The following is a 21234-nucleotide window of genomic DNA, read 5'->3' on the forward strand; positions in this document are numbered from 1 at the left end:
CCGCTCCCACATAAAGCAAGAATGAAGTATTGTTGCGCCCATCCAGTAAAAAACCGACAAGCCTGCCTTCGACCAGGCGGTTGACCAGAGATAGAGGGTGTCATGGGTAACGAAAGCATCAATTGGGACAAGCTGGGTTTTGACTACATCAAGACCGACAAGCGGTTTCTCCAAACCTGGAAAAACGGCGAGTGGCAAGCGGGCACCCTGACCGACGACAACGTGCTGCACATCAGCGAGGGCTCGACCGCCCTGCACTATGGCCAGCAGTGCTTTGAAGGCCTCAAGGCTTACCGCTGCAAGGACGGCTCGATCAACCTGTTCCGTCCGGACCAGAACGCCGCCCGTATGCAACGCAGCTGCGCACGCTTGCTGATGCCGCATGTGACCACCGAAGACTTCATCGAAGCCTGCAAACAAGTGGTCAAGGCCAACGAGCGGTTCATCCCGCCGTACGGCAGTGGCGGCGCGCTGTACCTGCGCCCGTTCGTGATCGGCACCGGTGAAAACATCGGCGTGCGTAGCGCACCGGAATTTATCTTCTCGGTATTCGCCATCCCGGTCGGCGCCTACTTCAAGGGCGGCCTGGTGCCCCACAACTTCCAGATCTCCACGTTCGACCGCGCCGCGCCACAAGGCACCGGTGCCGCCAAGGTCGGTGGCAACTATGCCGCCAGCCTGATGCCGGGCGCTGAAGCACGGACATCCGGTTTCGCCGACGCGATCTACCTGGACCCGATGACCCACTCGAAAATCGAGGAAGTCGGTTCGGCCAACTTCTTTGGTATCACCCGCGACAACCAGTTCATCACGCCGAAGTCGCCTTCGGTACTGCCAGGCATCACCCGCCTGTCGCTGATCGAACTGGCCGAGACCCGCCTGGGCCTGAAAGTGGTCGAGGGCGACGTGTTCATCGACAAACTGGACCAGTTCAAGGAAGCCGGCGCCTGCGGCACCGCTGCTGTGATCTCGCCAATCGGCGGCATCCAGTACGACGGCAAGCTGCACGTGTTCCACAGCGAAACCGAAGTGGGCCCGATCACCCAGGCGCTCTACAAAGAGCTGACCGGCGTGCAGACCGGCGACGTTGAAGCGCCAGCGGGTTGGATCGTCAAGGTCTGACTCAGCAAACGCAAAACCCAATGTGGGAGCCCGCTCCCACATTTGATTTCGGTGTGCTCACACGTCCTTGGGAATATTCACCCCAATCTTCTTGCCCATACTGATCCTCGGCTCCACCCCATACCCCAGCGCCTCGTAGAACCCCACCACCGCGTCATTGCCGCCCGTAATCTGCAGGTTGATCTTCATACAGCCCAACGCAGTCAACGCCTGCTCGGCATAGCGCACCAGCGAAGCACCCAGGCCCTGCCGACGATAATCACTGTGCACCGCCACTGAATACAGCCAGCCGCGATGCCCGTCATAGCCGGCCAGAATGGTGCCGATCACGGCCTTTTTATCCGTCGCGACAAAGAACAGCCCATCGTTGACCGCGAGTTTTTTGTCGATTGCCAGGCTTGGCAGGTTATGCGCAGTGTCATAGCCAAACGCCTGCTGCCACAACGCTACCACCTGGGATCGGTGCGGACGATCGCGATACGGCCCAATGGGGTGGCGCGATAACAAGGCCTTTTCCATCACCAGCGTGCGCTCATTGCCATGGTAGACGTCGCGCACCGTGTGAAAACCCAGCTTGGTATAAAACGGCTCGGCGGTCAGCGAGGACGGCACGCTCAGGACCGTCACCCCGGCTTCAACGGCACGCAGTTCAACCTCGATCATCAGCAGCCGGCCGATTCCCTGCCCTTGTAACGCCGGGTTGACGAACACCGAGCGCACCACATTGCCATCGAGGGCGGCGGTGGCGACGATCACCTGATCCTGAATCGCCACCAGCACCACCCGGCGCTGCAGCAACGCCAGTACGGCGTCGGGCGTAAAGTTGCTGGCAACCCGAGCAATCACATCCGCCGGGTAGTCCCGCGCATTGCTGCTGTGCAAGGCCGCCAGGATAACCTGGCTGATGCCCTCGGCATCGGTGGGTTGGGCAAGACGAACAGCGGTAGACATGATTGCTCCTGACTGACAGCGGTTTGGCAAATGCCACAATACCAATGTGGGAGCGGGCTTGCTCGCGAATGCTGAGTGTCAGCCGCTACATATGGCGCGAAGACACCGCCTTCGCGAGCAAGCCCGCTCCCACACTTGATCGCATTTCACTTCAGCAGCCGATTCGGCTGCGCCACCTCACTTTTCAGCTTTCCCGGCTGAGCCGCCCTGCCATATCAGCCGGGATTCACCCACCACAGCGCACAAAATAGCCCCACAGCTCACCCCATGGATTCGTGCCCCCATGCAAACCACCAACACCGTCTTGATGATTCGCCCGGCGCGCTTTGCCTTCAACCCGGACACCGCGATCAACAACCGCTTCCAACGCCAGCTACTCGATCCACTGAGCGCGCAGCAAAAAGCGCTGCAAGAGTTCGACGGCTATGTCGACACCCTGCGCCAACATGGCGTGGAAGTGCTGGTGGTACAGGACACTCCGGCCCCGCACACGCCCGACTCGATCTTCCCCAACAACTGGTGGAGCAGCCACGCCGATGGCAGCCTGGTGCTGTACCCGATGGAAGGCCGGAACCGACGACTGGAGCGCAACAAAGGCGTGCTGCAAGTACTGGAGCAGCGTTTCGCGATCCATAGCACCATCGACCTGAGCCACCTCGAACAACAGAACATCTTCCTCGAAGGCACCGGCAGCATGGTGCTCGACCGCCAGCACCGCATCAGCTATGCCTGCCACTCCGGGCGTACCCACCAGGACGCCTTGCGTCAGTTTGCCGAACGCCTCGACTACCAACTCTGCGTCTTCCACGCCGTCGACCGCCACCACGCGCCGATCTACCACAGCAACGTGATGATGAGTGTCGGCCGCGACCTCTCGGTGGTGTGCCTGCAAGCCCTGCCCGATGCCAGCGAACGCCAGGCCCTGGAACGCTCGCTGCACGACACCGGCAAAGACATCCTCGCCCTCGACTTCGACCAACTTGAAGCCTTCGCCGGCAACATGCTCGAAGTCCACGACCGTGACGGCCAACCGCTGCTGGTGATGTCAGCCAGCGCCTGGAGCGCCCTGCACCCGGCCCAGCGCACGCATGTAGAACGCCACACCCGCCCGGTGGTGGTGAACATCGACAACATCGAACGCATCGGCGGCGGCAGTGCCCGCTGCATGCTGGCGGAAGTACACCTGCCCGCCCGCGCCTCATTTCAATAAGGAGTCTTGCCATGACCCGTTACATCGACGTCAACGACCTCAGCTACCTGGTTTCACAAAAAGGCCTGCAAACCTGCATCAGCGAGATGGCCGAATACATCCGCGCCGACTACCTGCGCTGGCAGGACTTCGAAAAATGCGCGCGCCTGGCCAACCATTCGCCGGACGGCGTGATCGAGTTGATGCCGGTATCGGATGCCTCGCTGTACGCCTTCAAATACGTTAACGGCCACCCGAAAAACACCCTGGCCGGTATGCTCACGGTGATGGCTTTCGGCGCCCTGGGCGACGTCGACACGGGCAAGCCGGTGCTGCTGGCCGAAATGACCCTCACCACCGCGATCCGCACCGCCGCCACCTCCGCCCTGGTGGCCCGCTACCTGGCGCGCGACAACAGCCGCAGCATGGCGTTGATCGGCAACGGCTCGCAAAGCGAGTTCCAGGCCCTGGCCTTCCACGCCATGCTTGGCATCACCGAAATCCGCCTGTTCGATATCGACGCCAAGGCCACTGCCAAGCTGGCGGCCAACCTCAAGGCGTTCCCGGCGATCAAGGTGATCCTGGCCGCCAGTGTGGCCGAAGCGGTCAAAGGCGCGGACATTGTCACCACCGTGACCGCCGACAAGGCGTACGCCACCATCCTCACCGACGACATGATCGAACCGGGCATGCACCTGAATGCCGTGGGTGGCGACTGCCCCGGTAAAACCGAGCTGGACCGCCGCATCGTCGAGCGCGCCCGGGTAATCGTCGAGTACGAACCGCAAAGCCGTATCGAAGGTGAAATCCAGCACATGCCGCACGATTCGCCGGTTACCGAACTCTGGCAGGTCATCAATGGCCAGCAGCCCGGCCGCGAGAACCCGCGCCAAGTCACGCTGTTCGACTCGGTGGGCTTTGCCATCGAAGACTACTCGGCCCTGCGCTACGTGCTGGACGTGGCCAAGGCGCTGGATGTGGGCAGCACACTTGAACTGGTGCCCGACCTCGCCGACCCGAAAGACCTGTTTGCACGCCTGGCCCAACAGCCCCGCGCGCAGCACAAAAAGCGCGCTTGAAACCGCTCTGGCCTGCCGCTTTGCGCTGAGGGCGGGCCAGACTTTCATCACTGAAAAGCCGATTTCGCGGGTGGCGCAGCCGATTCCGCTGCATTGCGCTTTTTAACAGCGCAATTTGCGCTTTATGCACGGGGTAAACGACACAAAAAACGCACCACCATGAAGCATTCTCTGCTCCCAGCGACTCACTGCCCTGACATCAATTACAAAATATAGGGACTGTCACATGACTCCATTGCGATCACTCTTCGCCGCGTTGCTGTTGCCACTGTGCGCCAGCGCCGCCCACGCCCAGGACTGGAAAGAAATCCGCTTCGGCGTATTCCCCGAGTACCCGCCCTTTGAGTCCGTCGCCGCCGACGGCAGCCTGCAAGGTTTTGATATCGAACTGGGCAACGCCATCTGCGCCAGGCTTGAAGTCAAATGCACCTGGGTGCACAACGAATTCGACGGCATGATCCCGGCCCTGCGCGCGCGCAAGTTCGACGCGATCATGTCGTCCATGGCCGTAACCCCGTCGCGTGAGAAAGTCATCGACTTCAGCGACCGCCTGTTTCTCAGCCCCACCTCGGTGATCACCCGTAAAGACGCCGACTTCGGCGACACGCCGGAGTCGCTCAAAGGCAAGCAGGTGGGCGTGCTCCAAGGTTCGCTGCAGGAAGCCTATGCACGTGCCCACCTGGCCAGGCTCGGCGCGCAGATCAAGGCGTACCAGTCCCAGGAGCAGAACTACGCCGACCTGCAAAACGGCCGCCTCGACGCCACCCTGACCGACAAGCTCGAAGCCCAGCTCAACTTTCTGTCCAAGCCTGAAGGCGCCGACTTCAAGACCGGCCCGGCCTTCAAGGACCCGACCTTGCCGCTGGATATCGCCATGGGGCTGCGCAAGAACGACGCTGAACTGCGCGCGCTGATCAATAAAGGCATCGCCGCCGTGCAGGCCGATGGCACCTACGCACAGATCCAGAAGAAGTACTTCGGCGATCAGGATATCTACAACGAATAGGCCCACCCCGGCCCCTGTGCTGGATCGAGATCCCCTCAATGAACGAACTCCTCAACCTGCAAGGCTATGGCCCGATGCTGGCCCTGGGTGCCTGGATGACGCTCAAGCTGTCGTTGCTGGCGCTGGCCCTGAGCCTCGCCCTGGGCCTGATCGCCGCCGGTGCCAAGCTTTCGAGCGTCAAATGGCTGCGCGTGTCCGCCACCCTCTACACCACACTGATCCGCAGCGTGCCGGACCTGGTGCTGATCCTGTTGATCTTCTACAGCCTGCAACTGTGGCTCAACGACCTGAGCGAAGTGTTCGGCTGGAATTACTTTGAAATCGACCCGTTTACCGCCGGGGTGATCACCCTGGGGTTTATCTACGGCGCGTATTTCACCGAGAACTTTCGCGGCGCCATTCTCAGTGTGCCGGCCGGGCAACTGGAAGCCGCCACCGCCTACGGCCTGAGCCGCTGGCAGCGCTTTCACCTGGTGCTGTTCCCGCAACTGATGCGCTTTGCCTTGCCGGGCCTGAGCAACAACTGGCTGGTGCTGCTCAAGTCCACGGCGCTGGTGTCGATCATCGGCCTGTCGGACCTGGTCAAGGCTGCGCAAAACGCCGGCAAGACCACCAATGAGCCCCTGTACTTCCTGATCCTCGCGGGCCTGGTGTACCTGCTGATCACCACCCTCTCCAACCGCCTCTTCAAGCGCCTCGAACGGCGCTACAACCTCGGCATCAAGGGGATGGCGCGATGATCGAACTGTTCCAGCAATACGGCCTGGCCTACCTGTTCAGCGATGGCTCAGGGTTGTCCGGGGTCGCCATGACGTTGTGGCTGTTTATCATCTCGGTGGTCGCAGGCTTTGTGCTGTCGATTCCACTGGCGCTGGCGCGCGTCTCGCAGCACGTGTGGTTGCGCTGGCCGGTGGAGGTCTACACCTACCTGTTTCGTGGCACGCCGCTGTATATCCAGTTGCTGATTTGCTACACCGGGCTGTACAGCCTGGAGGTGGTACAGGACAACGCGCTGCTCAACCAGTTTTTCCGTAATGCGCTCAACTGCACGTTGCTGGCGTTTGTGCTCAACACCTGCGCCTACACCGTGGAAATCTTCGCCGGGGCGATCCGCAATATTCCCCATGGCGAAATCGAAGCCGCGCGCGCCTACGGCCTGCACGGCTGGCGCCTCAACCTGTTTGTGGTGGTGCCCGCCGCGCTGCGCCGTGCGCTGCCGGCCTACAGCAATGAAATGATCCTGATGTTGCACGCCACTTCGCTGGCGTTTACCGCCACCGTCGCCGATATCCTCAAAGTGGCCCGTGACGCCAACGCCGAAACGTTCCTCACGTTCCAGGCTTTTGGCATCGCCGCCCTGCTCTACATGCTGCTGTCCTTTGCACTGGTGGGCCTGTTCCGACTGGCCGAACGTCGCTGGATGCGTTTTCTTGTTCCTACCCGAGGCTAACCCATGAATCAGTCCGCGCAGGCCCTGGCCGCTTACCCTGTCGACGAACCCGTTGCCCAACCGGCAAGCGCTGCGATCAAGCTTCAAGTCGAAGGCATCCACAAACGTTACGGCGACCACGAAGTGCTCAAGGGCGTGTCCCTCAACGCACGCAACGGCGACGTCATCAGCCTGATCGGCGCCAGCGGCTCGGGCAAAAGCACGATGCTGCGCTGCATCAACTTTCTCGAACAGCCGGATGCCGGGGTGATCACCCTGGACGGCATCAGCATTGAAATGCGCCAGGGCCGCGCCGGGGTCCGTGCCCCCCATCAAGAGCAGTTGCAAAACCTGCGCACGCGCCTGGCCATGGTGTTCCAGCACTTCAACCTGTGGAGCCACATGACTGTGCTGGAAAACATCACCATGGCGCCGCGCCGGGTGTTGGGCCTCAGCGCGGCCGAAGCGGAAAAACGCGCACGCCTGTATCTGGACAAAGTTGGCCTGCCCGGCCGCGTGGCCGATCAATACCCAGCCTTTCTGTCCGGTGGCCAGCAACAGCGTGTGGCCATCGCACGGGCATTGGCGATGGAGCCGGAAATTATTCTGTTCGATGAACCGACCTCAGCGCTGGACCCGGAACTTGTAGGGGAAGTGCTCAAAGTCATACAGACGTTGGCCGAGGAAGGTCGTACCATGCTGATGGTCACCCACGAAATGGGCTTTGCCCGCCAGGTGTCCAGCCAAGTGCTGTTTTTGCACCAGGGCCGGGTCGAGGAACAAGGCGGCGCCGAGATTCTCGACCACCCCAACAGCGAACGCTTGCAGCAATTTCTTTCCAACCGTCTGAAGTGAACTCATGGATACCAAGGCCCACGGACCCCATTCTTCCCCCTCGCTGGACCGCATCGATGAAGCCATCATCGACGTGTTGCGTCACCAGGGGCGTATCACCTACGAAAAGCTTTCATCTCTGGTGCACCTGACACCCAGGCCGTGCCTGGAGCGGGTGCGCAAGCTGGAGCGACGCGGGGTGATCCGTGGTTATGGGGCGATCATCGATGTGCAGATGGTCTCGCCGGGGCTGTCGCTGCTGGTGCTGGTGGCCTTGTCCAATCAGAGCGGGCGCTCGGCGCAAAAGGCCTTTGAGGCCTGCGTGAAAGCGTGCCCCCAGGTGTTCGAGTGCCAACTGATCAGCGGGCCGTTCGACTACAGCCTGCGCATGCGTTGCCGGGATATGGAGCATTACCGGGTGCTGACGGAGACCTGGTTGAATAACGATGAGTTGCACATTGATAAGTTGGTGGCGCATCCGGAGTTGGCGGTGGTCAAAAACACCGCGACCGAGCTGGCATAGAGCGATAGATCGTTCCCACGCTCCGCGTGGGAATGCATCCAGTGACGCTCCGCGTCACGACGTCAAAGCGGACGCGGAGCGTCCAGGGCGGCATTCCCACGCAGAGCGTGGGAACGATCATCGAGCCAGCTCCCACATTTTTCAAGCGTGCCCGCTTGAGATTTTCTTGCCCGGCCTGGCCCCGATCAGCTTCGCCTGCCCATCCTTCTGCTTGCCCGTGCGCGCCTCGCTGATCAACCCCGGTATCAACTTGCCCTCCGGCAGATTCTTCCAGAACCGGCTGGGCAAATGCCCTTCCATCACCTTGGGGTTCAACCGCGCCGGGTTGAAGATATGGCTGTAATAGGTCAGCCACATCGCGCTGTGGGGGTCTTCGACATTCTGCGCCAGCTGTTGCCAGGCTTCGGGGCACTGGCGTTGATGAATCAACTGTTCACCGTCGTAATACACGCCGTCCAGGGGTGTTGCGATCATCCAGCGATGACGGCCCATGCGTCCGACAAAATGCTGGCTGGCGGACTTCAAGATGTCATGGGCCGGCTCATGCCACGCCACATACTCCGGCAGCTGTGGCCCAGCCTCCGCAGGTAGAGCAATAAACCGCACAAACGCATGCAAGTGATGGGCCTCGCGGCTGACCTGCTTGATGCGCCGTTGCAACTCACTGCCCAGCTTGTCCCCGGCCAGCATCGCAGTGCGGTCGCCGTGGCTGACACGCCACAACACCTCGTACAACAGGCTCCAGCGCTGATCACCGTGGTAACAGGCGGCCGATTCCAACAACTCCAGCAACGCCTTGGGGATTCGCGCCTGAAACGGCCCGAGCTGTTCAGGTACAGGCTCGTCCGTGGCAAACAGGTCCGCCACCTCGGCCTCGCCCCAGCTCACCTGGCTGGGGTCGACCTGATGGCTGAGCAGCCAGCGCGCCTGCTCGCGCCAGGTGCTGAAGAGGTTGTCGCATTCCAGGCTGATCATCCCCACAGCCCCATCTGTTGCGGCTGCGGGCGGTCGCGCAGTTGCTCGCGCAGCAGCACGCTGGTGCTGTCTGCCTGTTGCGGGTGGTAGTCGCTGGTGATGAAAAACGGCTTGGCCTTGGCCAGCACGCAGCGCATGCGGGCCAGGTCTTCGAAACGGATCTTGCGTTCGCGGCGCAGGTCGACCAGGCGCTGGGTGGTGCGCAGGCCAATGCCGGGGATACGCGCGATCAGCGTGGGTTCGGCGCGGTTCAGGTCCAACGGGAACACCTCGCGGTGCTCCAGCGCCCAGGCCAGCTTCGGGTCGATATCCAGGGCCAGATGGCCGGGGCCTTCAAACAGTTCATTGGCGCTGAAACCGTAACTGCGCAGCAGAAAGTCGGCCTGGTACAGGCGGTGTTCACGCATCAGCGGCGGCGCGGCCAGCGGCACACTTTTGGGGCTGTTGGGAATGGGGCTGAACGCCGAGTAATACACGCGCCGCAGCTTGTAATTGCCATACAGCGCCTCGGCGCCGTGCAGGATGGTGCTGTCGTCGGTGTCATCGGCGCCGACGATCATCTGCGTGCTCTGCCCCGCCGGCGCAAAACGCGGTGCGCGCGGTTCGTTGAACACCGTCTGCTCGCCGGTGTAGATGGTCTGCATGGCTTGCTTGATCGAGCCGATCTGCTTCTCCGGCGCCAGGGTTTGCAGGCTGGCGTCGGTGGGCAACTCGATGTTCACGCTGAGGCGATCGGCATAACGCCCGGCTTCGGCGATCAGCGCAGGGTCGGCCTCGGGAATGGTCTTGAGGTGGATGTAACCGCGAAAGTCATGCTCTTCGCGCAACAGTTTGGCGACCCGAACCAACTGCTCCATGGTGTAGTCGGCCGAACGAATGATGCCGGAGCTCAGAAACAGCCCGCTGACGCAATTGCGTTTGTAAAAGTCCAGGGTCAGGGTAACCACCTCCTCCGGGCTGAAACGCGCACGGGGCACGTCGCTGGAGCGGCGGTTGACGCAGTATTGGCAGTCGTACAGGCAGAAGTTGGTGAGCAAGACCTTGAGCAACGACACACAACGCCCGTCCGGCGTGTAGCTGTGGCAAATGCCCATGCCATCGGTAGAACCCAGCCCGGCCTTGCCCTCGGAGCTGCGCTTGGGCGCACCGCTGCTGGCGCATGAGGCGTCGTACTTGGCGGCGTCGGCGAGGATGCTGAGTTTTTCGATCAACTGCATGAAGGGCTACCGATACTGGTTTTTTGTACAGTATCAGGCAGCCCAATCAGTCACAAGTACAGCTTGTCAGCTGGCCGTGGCCAGCAGCAAATCCTGCACCGAGCGTGCCTTGCCACGGTGACGATCGTTTTCATACAGCGAGGCGGCAATTTCATCGGCCCGAATCGGCAGTACCGACAGCAAGGTGTCGCTCAACCCATGGCTGGCCTGGCTGAAGCCCTGGATATAGATACCGGCCTTGCAGCGCTCGTCGGTGACGATCCGATAGTCGCGCGCCACTTCGAAGTCGCCCATATAGGCTTGCAGGGGCGCCAGCAGCTCGCGGTGCATCTGGCGCTCGTAGCCGGTGGCCAGGATCACCGCGTCGTAATGGCTGACGCTGGTGTCGCCGTTGGCGTTGTTGCGCAGTGCCAGTTCGATGCCCAGCGGCCCGGCTGTGGCTTTATCGACCACGGTCATGGTGCGGAAGGCCTGGCGGTTGATGCCGGAGACTTTCTGGCGGTAGAAAATCCCGTAGATGCGCTCGATCAGGTCCAGGTCAACCACCGAATAGTTGGTGTTCTGGTACTCGGCCACCAGGCGCTCGCGCTCGGCGCCGACTTGCTGGAACACCAGGTCGGTAAAGGCCGGCGAGAACACTTCGTTGACGAACGGGCTGTCATCCGCCGGTTTAAGCGCCGAACCGCGCAGGATCATGTCCACCTGCACCGACGGGAAGCTGTCGTTGAGGTCGATAAAGGCTTCGGCCGCGCTCTGCCCGCCGCCGATGATGGCAATGCGCATAGGCTTGCCCTCCACGCACGGCTGCCGGGCCATGCGCTCGAGGTATTGGGAATGGTGGAACACTCGGCCGTCTTCCTTGAGCGCGTTGAACGCCTCCGGCACACGTGGCGTGCCGCCGGCGCTGACCACCACCGAGCGGGTGGTGCGCACATGCTGTTCGCCCTGGGCATCACGGGAGATCACGCGCAGCGCTTCAACCTGCTGCTGGTGCAGGATCGGCTCGATGGCCAGCACTTCCTCGCCATACCGCGCCTGGGCCTGGAACTGCCCTGCGACCCAGCGCAGGTAGTCGTTGTACTCCATGCGGCACGGGTAAAAGGTGCCCAGGTTGATGAAATCCACCAGGCGGTCGTGGGCCTTCAGGTAATTGACGAACGAGTACGGGCTGGTGGGGTTACGCAGCGTCACCAGATCCTTGAGGAACGAAATCTGCAGTTCGCTCTGGGTCACCAGGGTATTGCCGTGCCAGCGGTAGTCGGCCTGCTTGTCGAGAAACACCACGTCCAGTTTGCCCTGGGCTTTTTCACGCTCCTGCAGGGCGATGGCCAGCGCCAGGTTCGAAGGGCCGAAACCGATCCCGATCAGGTCGTGAACCGCGGGCGAAGCAATTGCCTGTGTCATTCCAGTGTCCTCTGGATAAGCCCCTTGGCGGTGGGGCGGGAATACCTGCAAAGCCTGAACAACAGGCCATGTGTTGATAGGAAACGAGGACAATGAAATAAAATTTAACTAATCTGCGATCAGTGCGCGTCCCACTCGCGCATGCGCACCCGGCAATGCTTCATGGCATTAACGATATGTTTTTCCACCAGGCTGCGGGAAATGCTCAGGCGCTCGGCGATTTGCAGGTGAGAAAGGCCGTCGAGCTTGCGTAGCAGGAAGCTGTCGCGGCAGGCGCTGGGCAGCTCCGCCAGGGCTCGTTCGAGCAGGGCCAGGCGCTGGGCCTGATCGTGACTGGCGTGGGGCGAACAGGTGGCGAAGCGCTCTTCACTGTCCAGCACCTCCAGGGACTCGGACTGGCGCAAGGCATTGCGCCGATGGCCGTCGATCACCAGGTTCAGCGCAGTACGGTACAAAAATGCGCGCGGCTGTTCGATCGGCGTATCGCTGGCGCGCTCCAGCACCCGCACATAGGCGTCATGCACCACATCTTCGGCCACCTGACGGTTGCCCAGCTTGGCGTTGAGGAAACACACCAGCTCGCGATAGTAGTTTTCCAACATGACTCCCGACCGTCCTGGGGGGGACGGCATCAGTTCCTTGAGTGCTAACGACGACAGGCCATGGATGATGGCAGTTTGAGTGTGTGCAATTTATAGTAATTCTCATCTACTTTTAAACAAGTCTTGCATCAACCGTCGATTTTTTTATTCGACAGAGCTGTTACTACCTATGTAAGCGCCTAAATCGTCGGGCAATTTTCTCGTATAACTGTCAGCCCTCCGCAACTGCGGCCCACATTCCCGGCTGGAAACAACGCATGAAACGCCCTCGCCCCGCCCGACGCGCCCTGCTGGTTGTCGCGTGCCTGATTCCCATCGCTGCACTGGCGGCCTGGCAGATACTGCCGCCGGGCCGCGACAGCCTCGCCACCGTCACCGTCACCCGTGGCAATATCGAAAACAGCGTCACGGCGCTGGGCACCCTGCAACCACGCCGCTATGTCGACGTGGGCGCACAGGCATCCGGGCAAATCCGCAAGATCCATGTCGAGGCCGGTGACCAGGTCAAAGAAGGCCAGTTGCTGGTAGAAATCGACCCCGCCACGCAACAGGCCAAGCTTGACGCCAGCCGCTATGCCATCGACAACCTCAAGGCCCAGTTGCAGGAGCAGAAAGCCCAGCACGAACTGGCGCGCCAGAAATACCAGCGCCAGCAGCGCCTGGTGGCCGGTAACGCCACCCGCGAAGAAGACGTGCAAACCGCCAGAGCCGAGCTGAGCGCCACCCAGGCACGGGTCGACATGTTCCAGGCGCAGATCCGCCAGGCCCAGGCCAGCCTGCGCAGCGACGAGGCCGAACTGGGCTATACGCGCATTTTCGCGCCGATGAGCGGCACGGTGGTGGCGGTAGACGCACGCGTCGGCCAGACCCTCAACGCCCAGCAGCAGACCCCGCTGATCCTGCGCATCGCCAAGTTATCGCCGATGACTGTATGGGCCGAGGTTTCCGAAGCCGACATCGGCCACGTCAAACCCGGCATGACCGCCTATTTCACCACGCTCAGCGGCGGCGGCCGGCGCTGGACCAGCACCGTGCGCCAGATCCTGCCGATCCCGCCCAAGCCCCTGAATGAAACCAGCCAGGGCAACGGCAGCCCCAGCAGCACCAGCAAAAGCGGGAGCGGCCGCGTGGTGCTGTACACGGTGCTGCTGGATGTGGACAACACCGACAATGCCCTGATGGCCGAGATGACCACCCAGGTGTTTTTTGTCGCCAGCCAGGTCAAGGATGTGCTCACCGTGCCGGTCGCGGCCTTGCTCGGCAGTCACGGCACCGACAAGCAAACCGCCCGCGTGGTGGCAAAAAACGGCTCGATCGAAGCGCGCGACGTGCGCTTGGGCATCAGTGACCGTTTGCGCGTCGAAGTGCTGGACGGCCTCAGCGAGGGCGATCACGTGTTGATCGGCCCAGCCGACGGCAACGGGGGTTGAGTTGACCACGCCGCTGATCGAACTCAAAAACATCCGCAAATCCTACGGCGGCGGCGACAGCCCGCAGGTCGACGTGCTGCGCGGGATCGACCTGTCGATCCATGCCGGGGAATTCGTCGCCATCGTCGGCGCTTCCGGCTCGGGCAAATCCACGCTGATGAACATCCTCGGCTGCCTCGACCGCCCTTCCGAAGGCGACTACCTGTTCGCCGGCGAAAACGTCGCGCACCTGGGCAGCGACGAACTGGCCTGGCTGCGCCGCGAAGCCTTTGGTTTTGTGTTCCAGGGCTACCACTTGATTCCGTCCGGTTCGGCCCAGGAAAACGTCGAAATGCCGGCGATCTATGCCGGTATCAGTGCCACCGAGCGGCATGCCCGCGCCAAAGCCCTGCTCACGCGCCTGGGCCTGGCCGACCGCACCGCCAACCGCCCACACCAACTCTCCGGCGGCCAGCAGCAACGGGTGTCGATCGCCCGCGCGCTGATGAACGGCGGGCATATCATCCTCGCCGACGAACCCACTGGTGCCCTCGACAGCCACAGCGGCGCCGAGGTGATGACCCTGCTGGACGAACTGGCGAACCAGGGCCATGTGGTGATCCTGATAACCCACGACCGCGAAGTGGCGGCGCGGGCCAACCGCATCATCGAGATCCGCGACGGGCTGATCATCAGCGACTCGGCGCACAGTGACACCCATGTGCCGGTCACCGCCAACAGCAACGCGCTGCAAGCCGTCGACCTGCGCCAGCGCCTGGCCGACGGGGCCGAGCACAATGGTGCCTGGAAAGCCGAACTGCTCGATGCCATACGCGCAGCATGGCGGGTGATGTGGATCAATCGCTTTCGAACCGCGCTGACGCTGCTGGGGATTGTGATTGGCGTGGCGTCCGTGGTGGTGATGCTGGCCGTCGGCGAAGGCAGCAAGCGCCAGGTGATGGCGCAGATGGGCGCGTTCGGCTCCAATATCATCTACCTCAGCGGCTCCTCGCCCAACCCGCGCACGCCGCCGGGTATCGTGACCCTCAACGATGTCGCGGCACTGGCGATGTTGCCCCAGGTCAAGCGCATCATGCCGGTCAACGGCAACGACGCCGGGGTTCGCTTTGGCAATCTGGACTACCTGGCCTATGTAGGCGGCAACGACGTCAACTTCCCCGAGATTTTCAACTGGCCGGTGGTCGAGGGCAGCTATTTCACCCAGGAAGACGAGCGCGCCGGGGCGACCGTCGCGGTGATCGGTCACCGTATCCGCGAAAAGCTGTTCAAAAACGTCGCCAGCCCCATCGGCCAATACATCCTGATCGAAAACGTGCCCTTCCAGGTCATCGGCGTGCTCGCCGAAAAAGGCTCCGCCTCCGGCAATAAAGACAGCGACGACCGCGTAGCGATCCCCTACACCGCCGCCAGCGTGCGCCTGTTCGGCACGTACAACCCCGAATACGTGGCGATCGCCGCCGCCGATGCACGCAAGGTCCATGAAGCTGAAATGGCCATTGATCAACTGATGCTCAAGCTGCACAACGGTAAGCGTGACTACCAGTTGACCAACAACGCCGCGATGATCCAGGCCGAAGCCCGCACGGCCAACACGCTGTCGCTGATGCTCGGTTCGATTGCGGCGATTTCCCTGCTGGTGGGCGGGATCGGTGTGATGAACATCATGCTGATGACCGTGCGCGAGCGCACCCGCGAAATCGGCATTCGCATGGCCACCGGCGCGCGCCAGCGCGACATCCTGCGCCAGTTCCTCACCGAGGCGGTGATGCTCTCGGTGGTCGGCGGCTTGTTCGGCATCGCCCTCGCGCTGCTGGTGGGCGGCGTACTCATACTGGCCGAGGTGGCGGTGCAGTTTTCCCTGGTGGCGGTGTTTGGCGCGTTTGGCTGTGCGCTGGTCACCGGTGTCGTATTCGGCTTTATGCCGGCCCGTAAAGCTGCCCGGCTCGATCCGGTTAAGGCGTTGACCAGTGAATAAACGATCTTCCCTGCTGGGCGTGTGCCTGTTGCTCAACGCCTGTACCGGCAACCCGCCAACCGTAGATAGCGGCCTCGCACCGCCGCCCGCCTGGCAGTACGCCGAACGCGATGCCACCCAGGCGACCAACCAACGCTGGTGGACACACTTCGCCAGCCCGCCGCTCGACCGCCTGATCGATCAGGCGCGACGCGACAGCTATGACGTGGCCGCCGCCATGGCACGGGTGCGCCAGGCCCAGGCGAGTGCGGTAATTGCCGGGGCGCCGTTGCTGCCTGAGGTCAAGTTCAACCTCACCGCCAGCCGTGAAAAGCTGCTGCGCGGCAGTGGCAATGCCTCGTTGGACGCCACCGACAGCAACAAGACCGTCGACAGTTTCGGTGCCAACCTCACCGCCAGCTATGAACTGGACTTCTGGGGTGGCCGCGTTGCCGCCCGCGACAGCGCCCTGCAAAGCCTGCGCGCCAGTGAGTTTGACCAGGCCACCGTGGAGCTGACCCTGCTCGGCAACGTCGCCGACCGCTACGCGCAAACCCTCGCCGCGCAGCAACGCCAGCAGATCGCCGAGCTGAACCTGGCGAATGCGCGCAGTGTGTTGAACCTGGTGCAAACCCGCTACGACGCAGGCGCAGCCACCGCCCTGGAGCTGGCCCAACAGAAAAGCCTGGTGGCCGGCCAGCAACGGCAATTGCCGCTGATTGCGCAGGTGGCCGAAGAATCGCGGATCACCCTCGCCGCCCTGCTCGGTCAGCCGGTACAAGCCCTGGACCTGGGTACCGAGCCGTTCCAGGCGCTGACCTGGCCAACCATCGGCCCCGGCGTGCCGAGCCAATTGCTCAGCCGCCGCCCCGACCTGGCCCGCGCCGAGGCGCAACTGGCGGCGGCCAGTGCCGACGTCACCGTGGCACGCGCGGCGATGCTGCCCAGCGTGACCTTGGGCGCGACAGTCGGCTCCGGCGCCTATAAAGCTGAAGATATCCTGCGCAGCCCGTTCTACACCCTGACCTCGGGGTTGGTGGCGCCGATCTTCAACAATGGCCGTTTAAGCGCCGAACGCGACAAGGCCCGCGCCCGCCAGGACGAGCTGCTGCAAGCCTATCGCGGCGCCATCATCAACGGCTTTGCCGATGTAGAGAAAGCCCTCAGCAGCATCACGCGCCTGGACCAGCAACGCCAATGGCAGGCCGAAGAACTGCAACAGGCCCAGGCCGCCTTCCAGATCTCCGAGAGCCGCTACCAGGCAGGTGCCGAGGACTTGCTGACGGTGCTGGAAACCCAACGCACCTTGTACGCCGCCCAGGACTTGAACGTGCAGCTGCGGCTGTCACGGCTGCAAGCCAGCATTGCCTTGTACAAAGCGCTGGGCGGCGGCTGGAATACGGATATCCGACAATAAAACTGTAAAGTCCTACACAAAGCGTTTATTCGCCCTACATTCTTTGACCCTGGGTCCTTGGTAAAAAAGCCGCCCTCACACGGCAGCCCGGACCCTCTTGATGAAACCCAGCGTTCTGGTAAAAAACCTGGCGTGTATCGGCCTCTGGCTGCTCGCGGGCCAGGCGTTGGCCGAGCCGCTGATCGCGCCCACCGCGATCGACTGGCTGCTGGATTGCCCCTTCCCCGCCCAGGAGCGCCCGGACCCCGAGGTGCTGGAACGCACCCAATGCGCCAGTGTGAGCGTGCCACGCGACCATGCCGCGCCCAAACGCGGCAGCGTGCGCCTGGCCCTGACCCGCGTGGGCGCCCGCCAGCCGCTCAGCCGTGAAGGTGTGGTGTTTATCCAGGGTGGCGAGCCGCCAAAGGGCCAGGGCGCAACCTTCGCCCTGCACCTGACCAGCCGCTGGGAGTCCTATTCAACCCAGGCCTATCGCACCCTGACCAACCGCTATGACGTGATCGAACTGAGCCCCCGTGACCTGAGCCAAGCCAATGGCGTTGAGCAAGCGGCGCTCGACATGGAGTATGTGCGTGCCCAACTCGGCGAGGCCCAACTCAATTACCTCGGCAACGCGTTGGCCACCCGCCTTGGCAGTCGTTATGCCGCGCTGTTTCCCGAGCGCGTCGCACGCATGGTGCTGGTCAATGCCGAGCAGGCCGAGCCGGTCGCCGCCGGCATCGAGCAATTGCTGCTCAAGGAGCCGGCCCGCCCTGGCACCGGCGCCGGGTGCATCAACCGCTGGGTCGGCGACTTTCTCGTATTCGGGAAACAGCCGCCTGCTTCCACACGTTGCCTCGACCTCGGCAGCTGGGAATAACCCGCGTATTTGCGACCACCTCAGGCCGAAAACGACACCTTGCGTTGACGCTCCGGCTCAATCGTTATTAAGTGCTATTAATCCGCATTAATAGGATCAATAGAACAACATGCTCAGCCGCCCGCTACGACGCAAACGCCAGAAGCTGTCCGATGTGATTGTCGAGTCGGTCAAACGCTCGATCGTCACCGACGCGCTCAAGCCCGGCGACCGCCTGCCTACCGAGCGCGAGTTGATGGAAAGTTTCCAGTGCTCCAAAGGCTCGGCCCGTGAAGCACTCAAGGCCCTGGAAGTGGAAGGCTTGGTGAGCACACGCACCGGCCCCAGTGGTGGCGCGTACCTGAACCAGGCCGGCACTGAACCGGCCAGCCGCGCGTTGCGTAACTACCTGCACTTCCAGCACCTGGATGGCGAGCAGGTGTACCAACTGCGCAAGGTCATCGAGGTGGAGTTGGCAGTGTCGGTGCTGGGGCGCTTGAGCGAAGACGACTATCAAGCCCTGCAAGACAACGTGGATTTTTGCAGCGCCCCCGAAGACAGCGAAGCCGGCCAACGCGAACAGCGCCTGGCCGAGTTGGAATTTCACAACCTGCTGGCCAAGGCCTGCCCCAACCCGCTGCTGAGCTTTATGGCGCAGTTTCTCAACGACCTGCTACGCGACCTGGTGGTGCTGAAAAAAGCCTACAAGCCCAAGCGCAAACAGTTCGACGCGGCCAACCTCGATTACCACAAGCAGTTGCTGCTGGCCTTTCGCGCCGGGGATGAAACGGCCGTGCGCAACCTGATGCATGAACATATGTGCGACGCCGAACACCACATGACGGCGCTGGAAGGCGAGGTCAGCCCGCACTTTTTGCTGGAGTTTGATCACTCTTAAGAACACCCAGGATCCCAAACTGCAAACCCATTCATTGTGGGAGCCGGCTTGCCTGCGACGCGGGCGCCTGGGTGTATCAGTTGAACCTGGCTGATGCCATCGCAGGCAAGCCAGCTCCCACATTTTGACCCGGTTCCAAGCGTTAGACCGTTTCACTCAATTCAATAACAGGCCTGCCCACAGGCCCTTGCTCCACCGTATCGCCCTTGCCGCTCCTGCCAATAACTAAACCAGGGAGTCACCCCATGCAGCGTCGTACGTTGTTGAAAGCCAGTCTCACCGCCGCCGCCGCGCTCAGCCTTCCGCTGAGTGTGCGCTCTGCATTCGCCGCCGAGCCTTTTACCTTTTACGGCCTCAAGTCCATGTCCGGCGCGTTTGCCAGCTATGGCAAGTTTGCCGACATGGGTTCGCGCCTGGCGGTGGAACAGCACCCCGAGATTCTCGGCCGCCCGCTCAACTACAAGGTCATCGACACCGAAGGCAATGCCGGCAAAGCCGTGCGCAAGGTCCAGGAAGCGATCCAGCAGGACGGCGCGCGGTTCTTCCAGGGCTGCACGCTGTCGTCCTCGGCACTGGCGGTGGCCAAGGAAGTCGACAAGGTCGGCGGCGTATTCATGACCCCGGTGGGCGCCGATGAAGTCACCGGCAAAGACTGCAACAAGGCGACCTTCCGCTGGTCGGTGCCCACCTACGGCGCGATCCGCGAAACCATGCTGCCGCTGATCAAGCTGCTGCCCGACGCCAAGCGCTGGTACACCATCACGCCGCAATACGTGTTTGGCGAAGCCTTGCTCGAAGGCGCGAAAACCGTGCTCAAGGACAATGGCCTGGAACATGTCGGCAACAGCTATCACTCGCTGCAGGAACAGGAATTCTCCGGCTACCTGACCAACGCCATCGCCGCCAGGCCCGATGTACTGGTGCTGCTCAACTTCGGCAGCCAGTCGTCCAACACCCTGCGCCAGGCGGTGAACTTCGGGATCAAGGAGCGCATGAAAGTGCTGCTGGTATGGTCCGCCGGGCTCGACCAGTTCCAGGAACTGGGCAGCGACGTGCTCGAAGGCGTATACCTCGGCGCCCAGTATTGGCACCAGGTCGACACCCCGCTCAACCGTGAGCTGGTCAAGCTCACCCAGGCCAAGTACGGCATCAACCCCACCTATCCGCTGGCGGCTGATTACATCAGCACCAAAGTCATGCTCGAAACCATCATCAGCACCGCCAGCTTCGACGGCCCGACCGTGGCCAAAGCCCTGCAAGGTTTGAGCTACGAAGGCCCGACCGGCAAGGAGTCGATCCGCGCCGGCGACCATCAGGTGATCAAGGATTACTACCTGCTGATCGGCAAAGCCGCCGGCGACATGGCCGACAAGGACGACCTGGCCAAGGTGCTCAGCGCCGGGCAATCGTTCCCGCCGGTCGAGGCGACGGGCTGCACGCTCGCCTGATCCTCTGAATTGCTTAGCGCAGGGCCGCGCGAGCGGCTGCCTGCCGAGGGTTACTGCATGCTTAATCTTTACCTGTTCCAGATCCTCAACGGCCTAGGGTTGGGGATGATCTACTTCCTGATTGCAGTCGGGCTGACGATCATTTTCGGCCTGCTCAACTTCGTCAACTTCGCCCACGGCGCATTCTTTCTGCTGGGTGCGTATATCTGCTACACCGCCGTAAGCCTCACCGGCAACTTCTGGCTGGCGCTGCTCATTGCACCGCTGGTGGTGGCCGCGCTGGCGTGGGTGATCGAGCGACTATTGATCCAGCGGATTTACCACTTGCCGCACATGTTCCAGATCCTGGTGACCCTGGGGATCGCGCTGATCATCCAGGAAGCCAGTGTGATGATCTGGGGCCCGGTGGGTAAAAGCGTCGCCGTGCCGGAACTGCTGCGCGGCGTGCTGGTGGTGGGTGATTTCGTCTACCCCTACTACCGCCTGTTTCTCATCGTGTTTTCCGCGCTGATCGGCCTGGCCTTGTGGCTGCTGCTGGAGCGCACGCGCTTCGGCGCCCTGGTGCGCGCCGGCAGTGAAAGCACCGAAACCGTGTCGCTGCTGGGCACCAATATCTTCCGGCTGTTTTCCATGACCTTTGCCCTCGGCGTGGCCCTGGCCGGTGTTGCGGGTGTGCTGTTTGCGCCCTTGCGCGGCGCGCAACCCTTTGTCGGCCCGGAGATCCTCGGGGTGGCCTTCGTGGTGGTGGTGATCGGCGGCATGGGCTCGTTCAGCGGTGCGCTGGTCGGCGGTTTACTGGTGGGCGTGGTGCAAAGCCTGATGACCACACTCTGGCCCCAAGGCGCGAGCCTGATGATCTACGGCGCGATGGCCGTGGTGATTCTGGTACGCCCTTACGGCCTGTTCGGGAGAGCCTGA

General features: G+C 62.3%; 20 protein-coding genes. 15 read left to right on the forward strand and 5 right to left on the reverse strand.

Going from position 1 to position 21234, the window contains the following annotated elements:
• Nucleotides 1-102 precede the first annotated feature (102 nt).
• Nucleotides 103-1122, forward strand: coding sequence for a branched-chain amino acid aminotransferase (locus tag BFP92_RS22430; RefSeq protein WP_065931138.1), 1020 nt, complete (start codon nt 103-105; stop codon nt 1120-1122).
• A 57-nt stretch (nt 1123-1179) separates the two neighbouring features.
• Here BFP92_RS22430 and BFP92_RS30675 read toward each other — a convergent pair whose 3' ends face one another.
• Nucleotides 1180-2073: a GNAT family acetyltransferase gene (locus tag BFP92_RS30675; protein WP_083221777.1), complete on the reverse strand. Its 894-nt coding sequence runs from the start codon at nt 2071-2073 to the stop codon at nt 1180-1182.
• Between the two features lie 283 nt (nt 2074-2356).
• Here BFP92_RS30675 and BFP92_RS22440 point away from each other — a divergent pair, with 283 nt between their 5' ends.
• The 7 genes from BFP92_RS22440 to BFP92_RS22470 all read left to right on the forward strand — a co-directional run bounded on the left by BFP92_RS22440 (nt 2357) and on the right by BFP92_RS22470 (nt 8133).
• Nucleotides 2357-3283 carry a citrulline utilization hydrolase CtlX gene (locus BFP92_RS22440; RefSeq protein WP_065931139.1) on the forward strand — a complete coding sequence of 309 codons (927 nt, stop codon included), beginning with the start codon at nt 2357-2359 and terminating at the stop codon, nt 3281-3283.
• An 11-nt stretch (nt 3284-3294) separates the two neighbouring features.
• Nucleotides 3295-4341, forward strand: a complete 1047-nt coding sequence (locus BFP92_RS22445; RefSeq protein WP_065931140.1) for an ornithine cyclodeaminase — start codon at nt 3295-3297, stop codon at nt 4339-4341.
• A gap of 226 nt (nt 4342-4567) precedes the next feature.
• A complete protein-coding gene (locus BFP92_RS22450; RefSeq protein ID WP_065931141.1) occupies nt 4568-5347 on the forward strand; it encodes an ABC transporter substrate-binding protein in 780 nt (259 codons plus the stop codon).
• A gap of 38 nt (nt 5348-5385) precedes the next feature.
• Entirely contained in the window at nt 5386-6087 is a 702-nt protein-coding gene (locus tag BFP92_RS22455) for an ABC transporter permease (RefSeq protein WP_065931142.1), read from the forward strand.
• The gene (locus BFP92_RS22460) at nt 6084-6797 is read left to right on the forward strand and encodes an ABC transporter permease (RefSeq protein WP_065931143.1); all 714 of its coding nucleotides are present in this window, start codon (nt 6084-6086) and stop codon (nt 6795-6797) included. The genes BFP92_RS22455 and BFP92_RS22460 overlap by 4 nt, the downstream gene beginning before the upstream one ends.
• Before the next feature lie 3 nt (nt 6798-6800).
• Nucleotides 6801-7631 carry an ABC transporter ATP-binding protein gene (locus BFP92_RS22465; protein WP_065931144.1) on the forward strand — a complete coding sequence of 277 codons (831 nt, stop codon included), beginning with the start codon at nt 6801-6803 and terminating at the stop codon, nt 7629-7631.
• 4 nt (nt 7632-7635) lie between these two features.
• Entirely contained in the window at nt 7636-8133 is a 498-nt protein-coding gene (locus BFP92_RS22470) for an Lrp/AsnC family transcriptional regulator (protein ID WP_056861351.1), read from the forward strand.
• A 141-nt stretch (nt 8134-8274) separates the two neighbouring features.
• Here BFP92_RS22470 and BFP92_RS22475 read toward each other — a convergent pair whose 3' ends face one another.
• From BFP92_RS22475 to BFP92_RS22490, 4 genes are all read right to left on the reverse strand, one after another.
• Complete coding sequence (locus BFP92_RS22475; RefSeq protein ID WP_056861350.1) at nt 8275-9108, reverse strand: TIGR03915 family putative DNA repair protein; 834 nt, start codon at nt 9106-9108, stop codon at nt 8275-8277.
• The gene (locus tag BFP92_RS22480; protein WP_056861349.1) at nt 9105-10325 is read right to left on the reverse strand and encodes a putative DNA modification/repair radical SAM protein; all 1221 of its coding nucleotides are present in this window, start codon (nt 10323-10325) and stop codon (nt 9105-9107) included. Before BFP92_RS22480 ends, BFP92_RS22475 begins: the two co-directional genes overlap by 4 nt.
• Before the next feature lie 66 nt (nt 10326-10391).
• Nucleotides 10392-11729, reverse strand: coding sequence for a lysine N(6)-hydroxylase/L-ornithine N(5)-oxygenase family protein (locus BFP92_RS22485; protein ID WP_065931145.1), 1338 nt, complete (start codon nt 11727-11729; stop codon nt 10392-10394).
• A 119-nt stretch (nt 11730-11848) separates the two neighbouring features.
• A complete protein-coding gene (locus tag BFP92_RS22490; RefSeq protein WP_065931146.1) occupies nt 11849-12331 on the reverse strand; it encodes a sigma-70 family RNA polymerase sigma factor in 483 nt (160 codons plus the stop codon).
• Between the two features lie 257 nt (nt 12332-12588).
• Between BFP92_RS22490 and BFP92_RS22495 the strand changes: the two genes are divergently transcribed.
• From BFP92_RS22495 to BFP92_RS22525, 7 genes are all read left to right on the forward strand, one after another.
• Nucleotides 12589-13761: an efflux RND transporter periplasmic adaptor subunit gene (locus BFP92_RS22495; RefSeq protein WP_065931147.1), complete on the forward strand. Its 1173-nt coding sequence runs from the start codon at nt 12589-12591 to the stop codon at nt 13759-13761.
• Nucleotide 13762: 1 nt separating this feature from the next.
• Nucleotides 13763-15736, forward strand: a complete 1974-nt coding sequence (locus BFP92_RS22500; protein ID WP_065931148.1) for a MacB family efflux pump subunit — start codon at nt 13763-13765, stop codon at nt 15734-15736.
• A complete protein-coding gene (locus BFP92_RS22505) occupies nt 15729-17132 on the forward strand; it encodes an efflux transporter outer membrane subunit (RefSeq protein ID WP_065931149.1) in 1404 nt (467 codons plus the stop codon). Before BFP92_RS22500 ends, BFP92_RS22505 begins: the two co-directional genes overlap by 8 nt.
• Nucleotides 17133-17232: 100 nt before the next feature.
• On the forward strand, nt 17233-17991 hold the full coding sequence (locus tag BFP92_RS22510) for an alpha/beta fold hydrolase (protein ID WP_065931150.1): 759 nt from the start codon (nt 17233-17235) through the stop codon (nt 17989-17991).
• A 109-nt stretch (nt 17992-18100) separates the two neighbouring features.
• Nucleotides 18101-18868 carry a FadR/GntR family transcriptional regulator gene (locus BFP92_RS22515; RefSeq protein ID WP_017136273.1) on the forward strand — a complete coding sequence of 256 codons (768 nt, stop codon included), beginning with the start codon at nt 18101-18103 and terminating at the stop codon, nt 18866-18868.
• A gap of 245 nt (nt 18869-19113) precedes the next feature.
• Nucleotides 19114-20316, forward strand: a complete 1203-nt coding sequence (locus tag BFP92_RS22520) for an ABC transporter substrate-binding protein (protein ID WP_065931151.1) — start codon at nt 19114-19116, stop codon at nt 20314-20316.
• A gap of 57 nt (nt 20317-20373) precedes the next feature.
• On the forward strand, nt 20374-21234 hold the full coding sequence (locus BFP92_RS22525) for a branched-chain amino acid ABC transporter permease (protein ID WP_056861341.1): 861 nt from the start codon (nt 20374-20376) through the stop codon (nt 21232-21234).

It is taken from the genome of Pseudomonas sp. 58 R 3 (genome assembly GCF_900006605.1).
In the GTDB taxonomy this organism is placed as follows: Bacteria; Pseudomonadota; Gammaproteobacteria; order Pseudomonadales; family Pseudomonadaceae; genus Aquipseudomonas; species Aquipseudomonas salomonii.

Coding starts and splice junctions, on each gene's coding strand:
- BFP92_RS22430 (WP_065931138.1), top strand. CDS start 103: ATGGGTAACGAAAGCATCAATTGGGACAAGCTGGGTTTTGACTACATC.
- BFP92_RS30675 (WP_083221777.1), bottom strand. CDS start 2,073: ATGTCTACCGCTGTTCGTCTTGCCCAACCCACCGATGCCGAGGGCATC.
- BFP92_RS22440 (WP_065931139.1), top strand. CDS start 2,357: ATGCAAACCACCAACACCGTCTTGATGATTCGCCCGGCGCGCTTTGCC.
- BFP92_RS22445 (WP_065931140.1), top strand. CDS start 3,295: ATGACCCGTTACATCGACGTCAACGACCTCAGCTACCTGGTTTCACAA.
- BFP92_RS22450 (WP_065931141.1), top strand. CDS start 4,568: ATGACTCCATTGCGATCACTCTTCGCCGCGTTGCTGTTGCCACTGTGC.
- BFP92_RS22455 (WP_065931142.1), top strand. CDS start 5,386: ATGAACGAACTCCTCAACCTGCAAGGCTATGGCCCGATGCTGGCCCTG.
- BFP92_RS22460 (WP_065931143.1), top strand. CDS start 6,084: ATGATCGAACTGTTCCAGCAATACGGCCTGGCCTACCTGTTCAGCGAT.
- BFP92_RS22465 (WP_065931144.1), top strand. CDS start 6,801: ATGAATCAGTCCGCGCAGGCCCTGGCCGCTTACCCTGTCGACGAACCC.
- BFP92_RS22470 (WP_056861351.1), top strand. CDS start 7,636: ATGGATACCAAGGCCCACGGACCCCATTCTTCCCCCTCGCTGGACCGC.
- BFP92_RS22475 (WP_056861350.1), bottom strand. CDS start 9,108: ATGATCAGCCTGGAATGCGACAACCTCTTCAGCACCTGGCGCGAGCAG.
- BFP92_RS22480 (WP_056861349.1), bottom strand. CDS start 10,325: ATGCAGTTGATCGAAAAACTCAGCATCCTCGCCGACGCCGCCAAGTAC.
- BFP92_RS22485 (WP_065931145.1), bottom strand. CDS start 11,729: ATGACACAGGCAATTGCTTCGCCCGCGGTTCACGACCTGATCGGGATC.
- BFP92_RS22490 (WP_065931146.1), bottom strand. CDS start 12,331: ATGTTGGAAAACTACTATCGCGAGCTGGTGTGTTTCCTCAACGCCAAG.
- BFP92_RS22495 (WP_065931147.1), top strand. CDS start 12,589: ATGAAACGCCCTCGCCCCGCCCGACGCGCCCTGCTGGTTGTCGCGTGC.
- BFP92_RS22510 (WP_065931150.1), top strand. CDS start 17,233: ATGAAACCCAGCGTTCTGGTAAAAAACCTGGCGTGTATCGGCCTCTGG.
- BFP92_RS22515 (WP_017136273.1), top strand. CDS start 18,101: ATGCTCAGCCGCCCGCTACGACGCAAACGCCAGAAGCTGTCCGATGTG.
- BFP92_RS22520 (WP_065931151.1), top strand. CDS start 19,114: ATGCAGCGTCGTACGTTGTTGAAAGCCAGTCTCACCGCCGCCGCCGCG.
- BFP92_RS22525 (WP_056861341.1), top strand. CDS start 20,374: ATGCTTAATCTTTACCTGTTCCAGATCCTCAACGGCCTAGGGTTGGGG.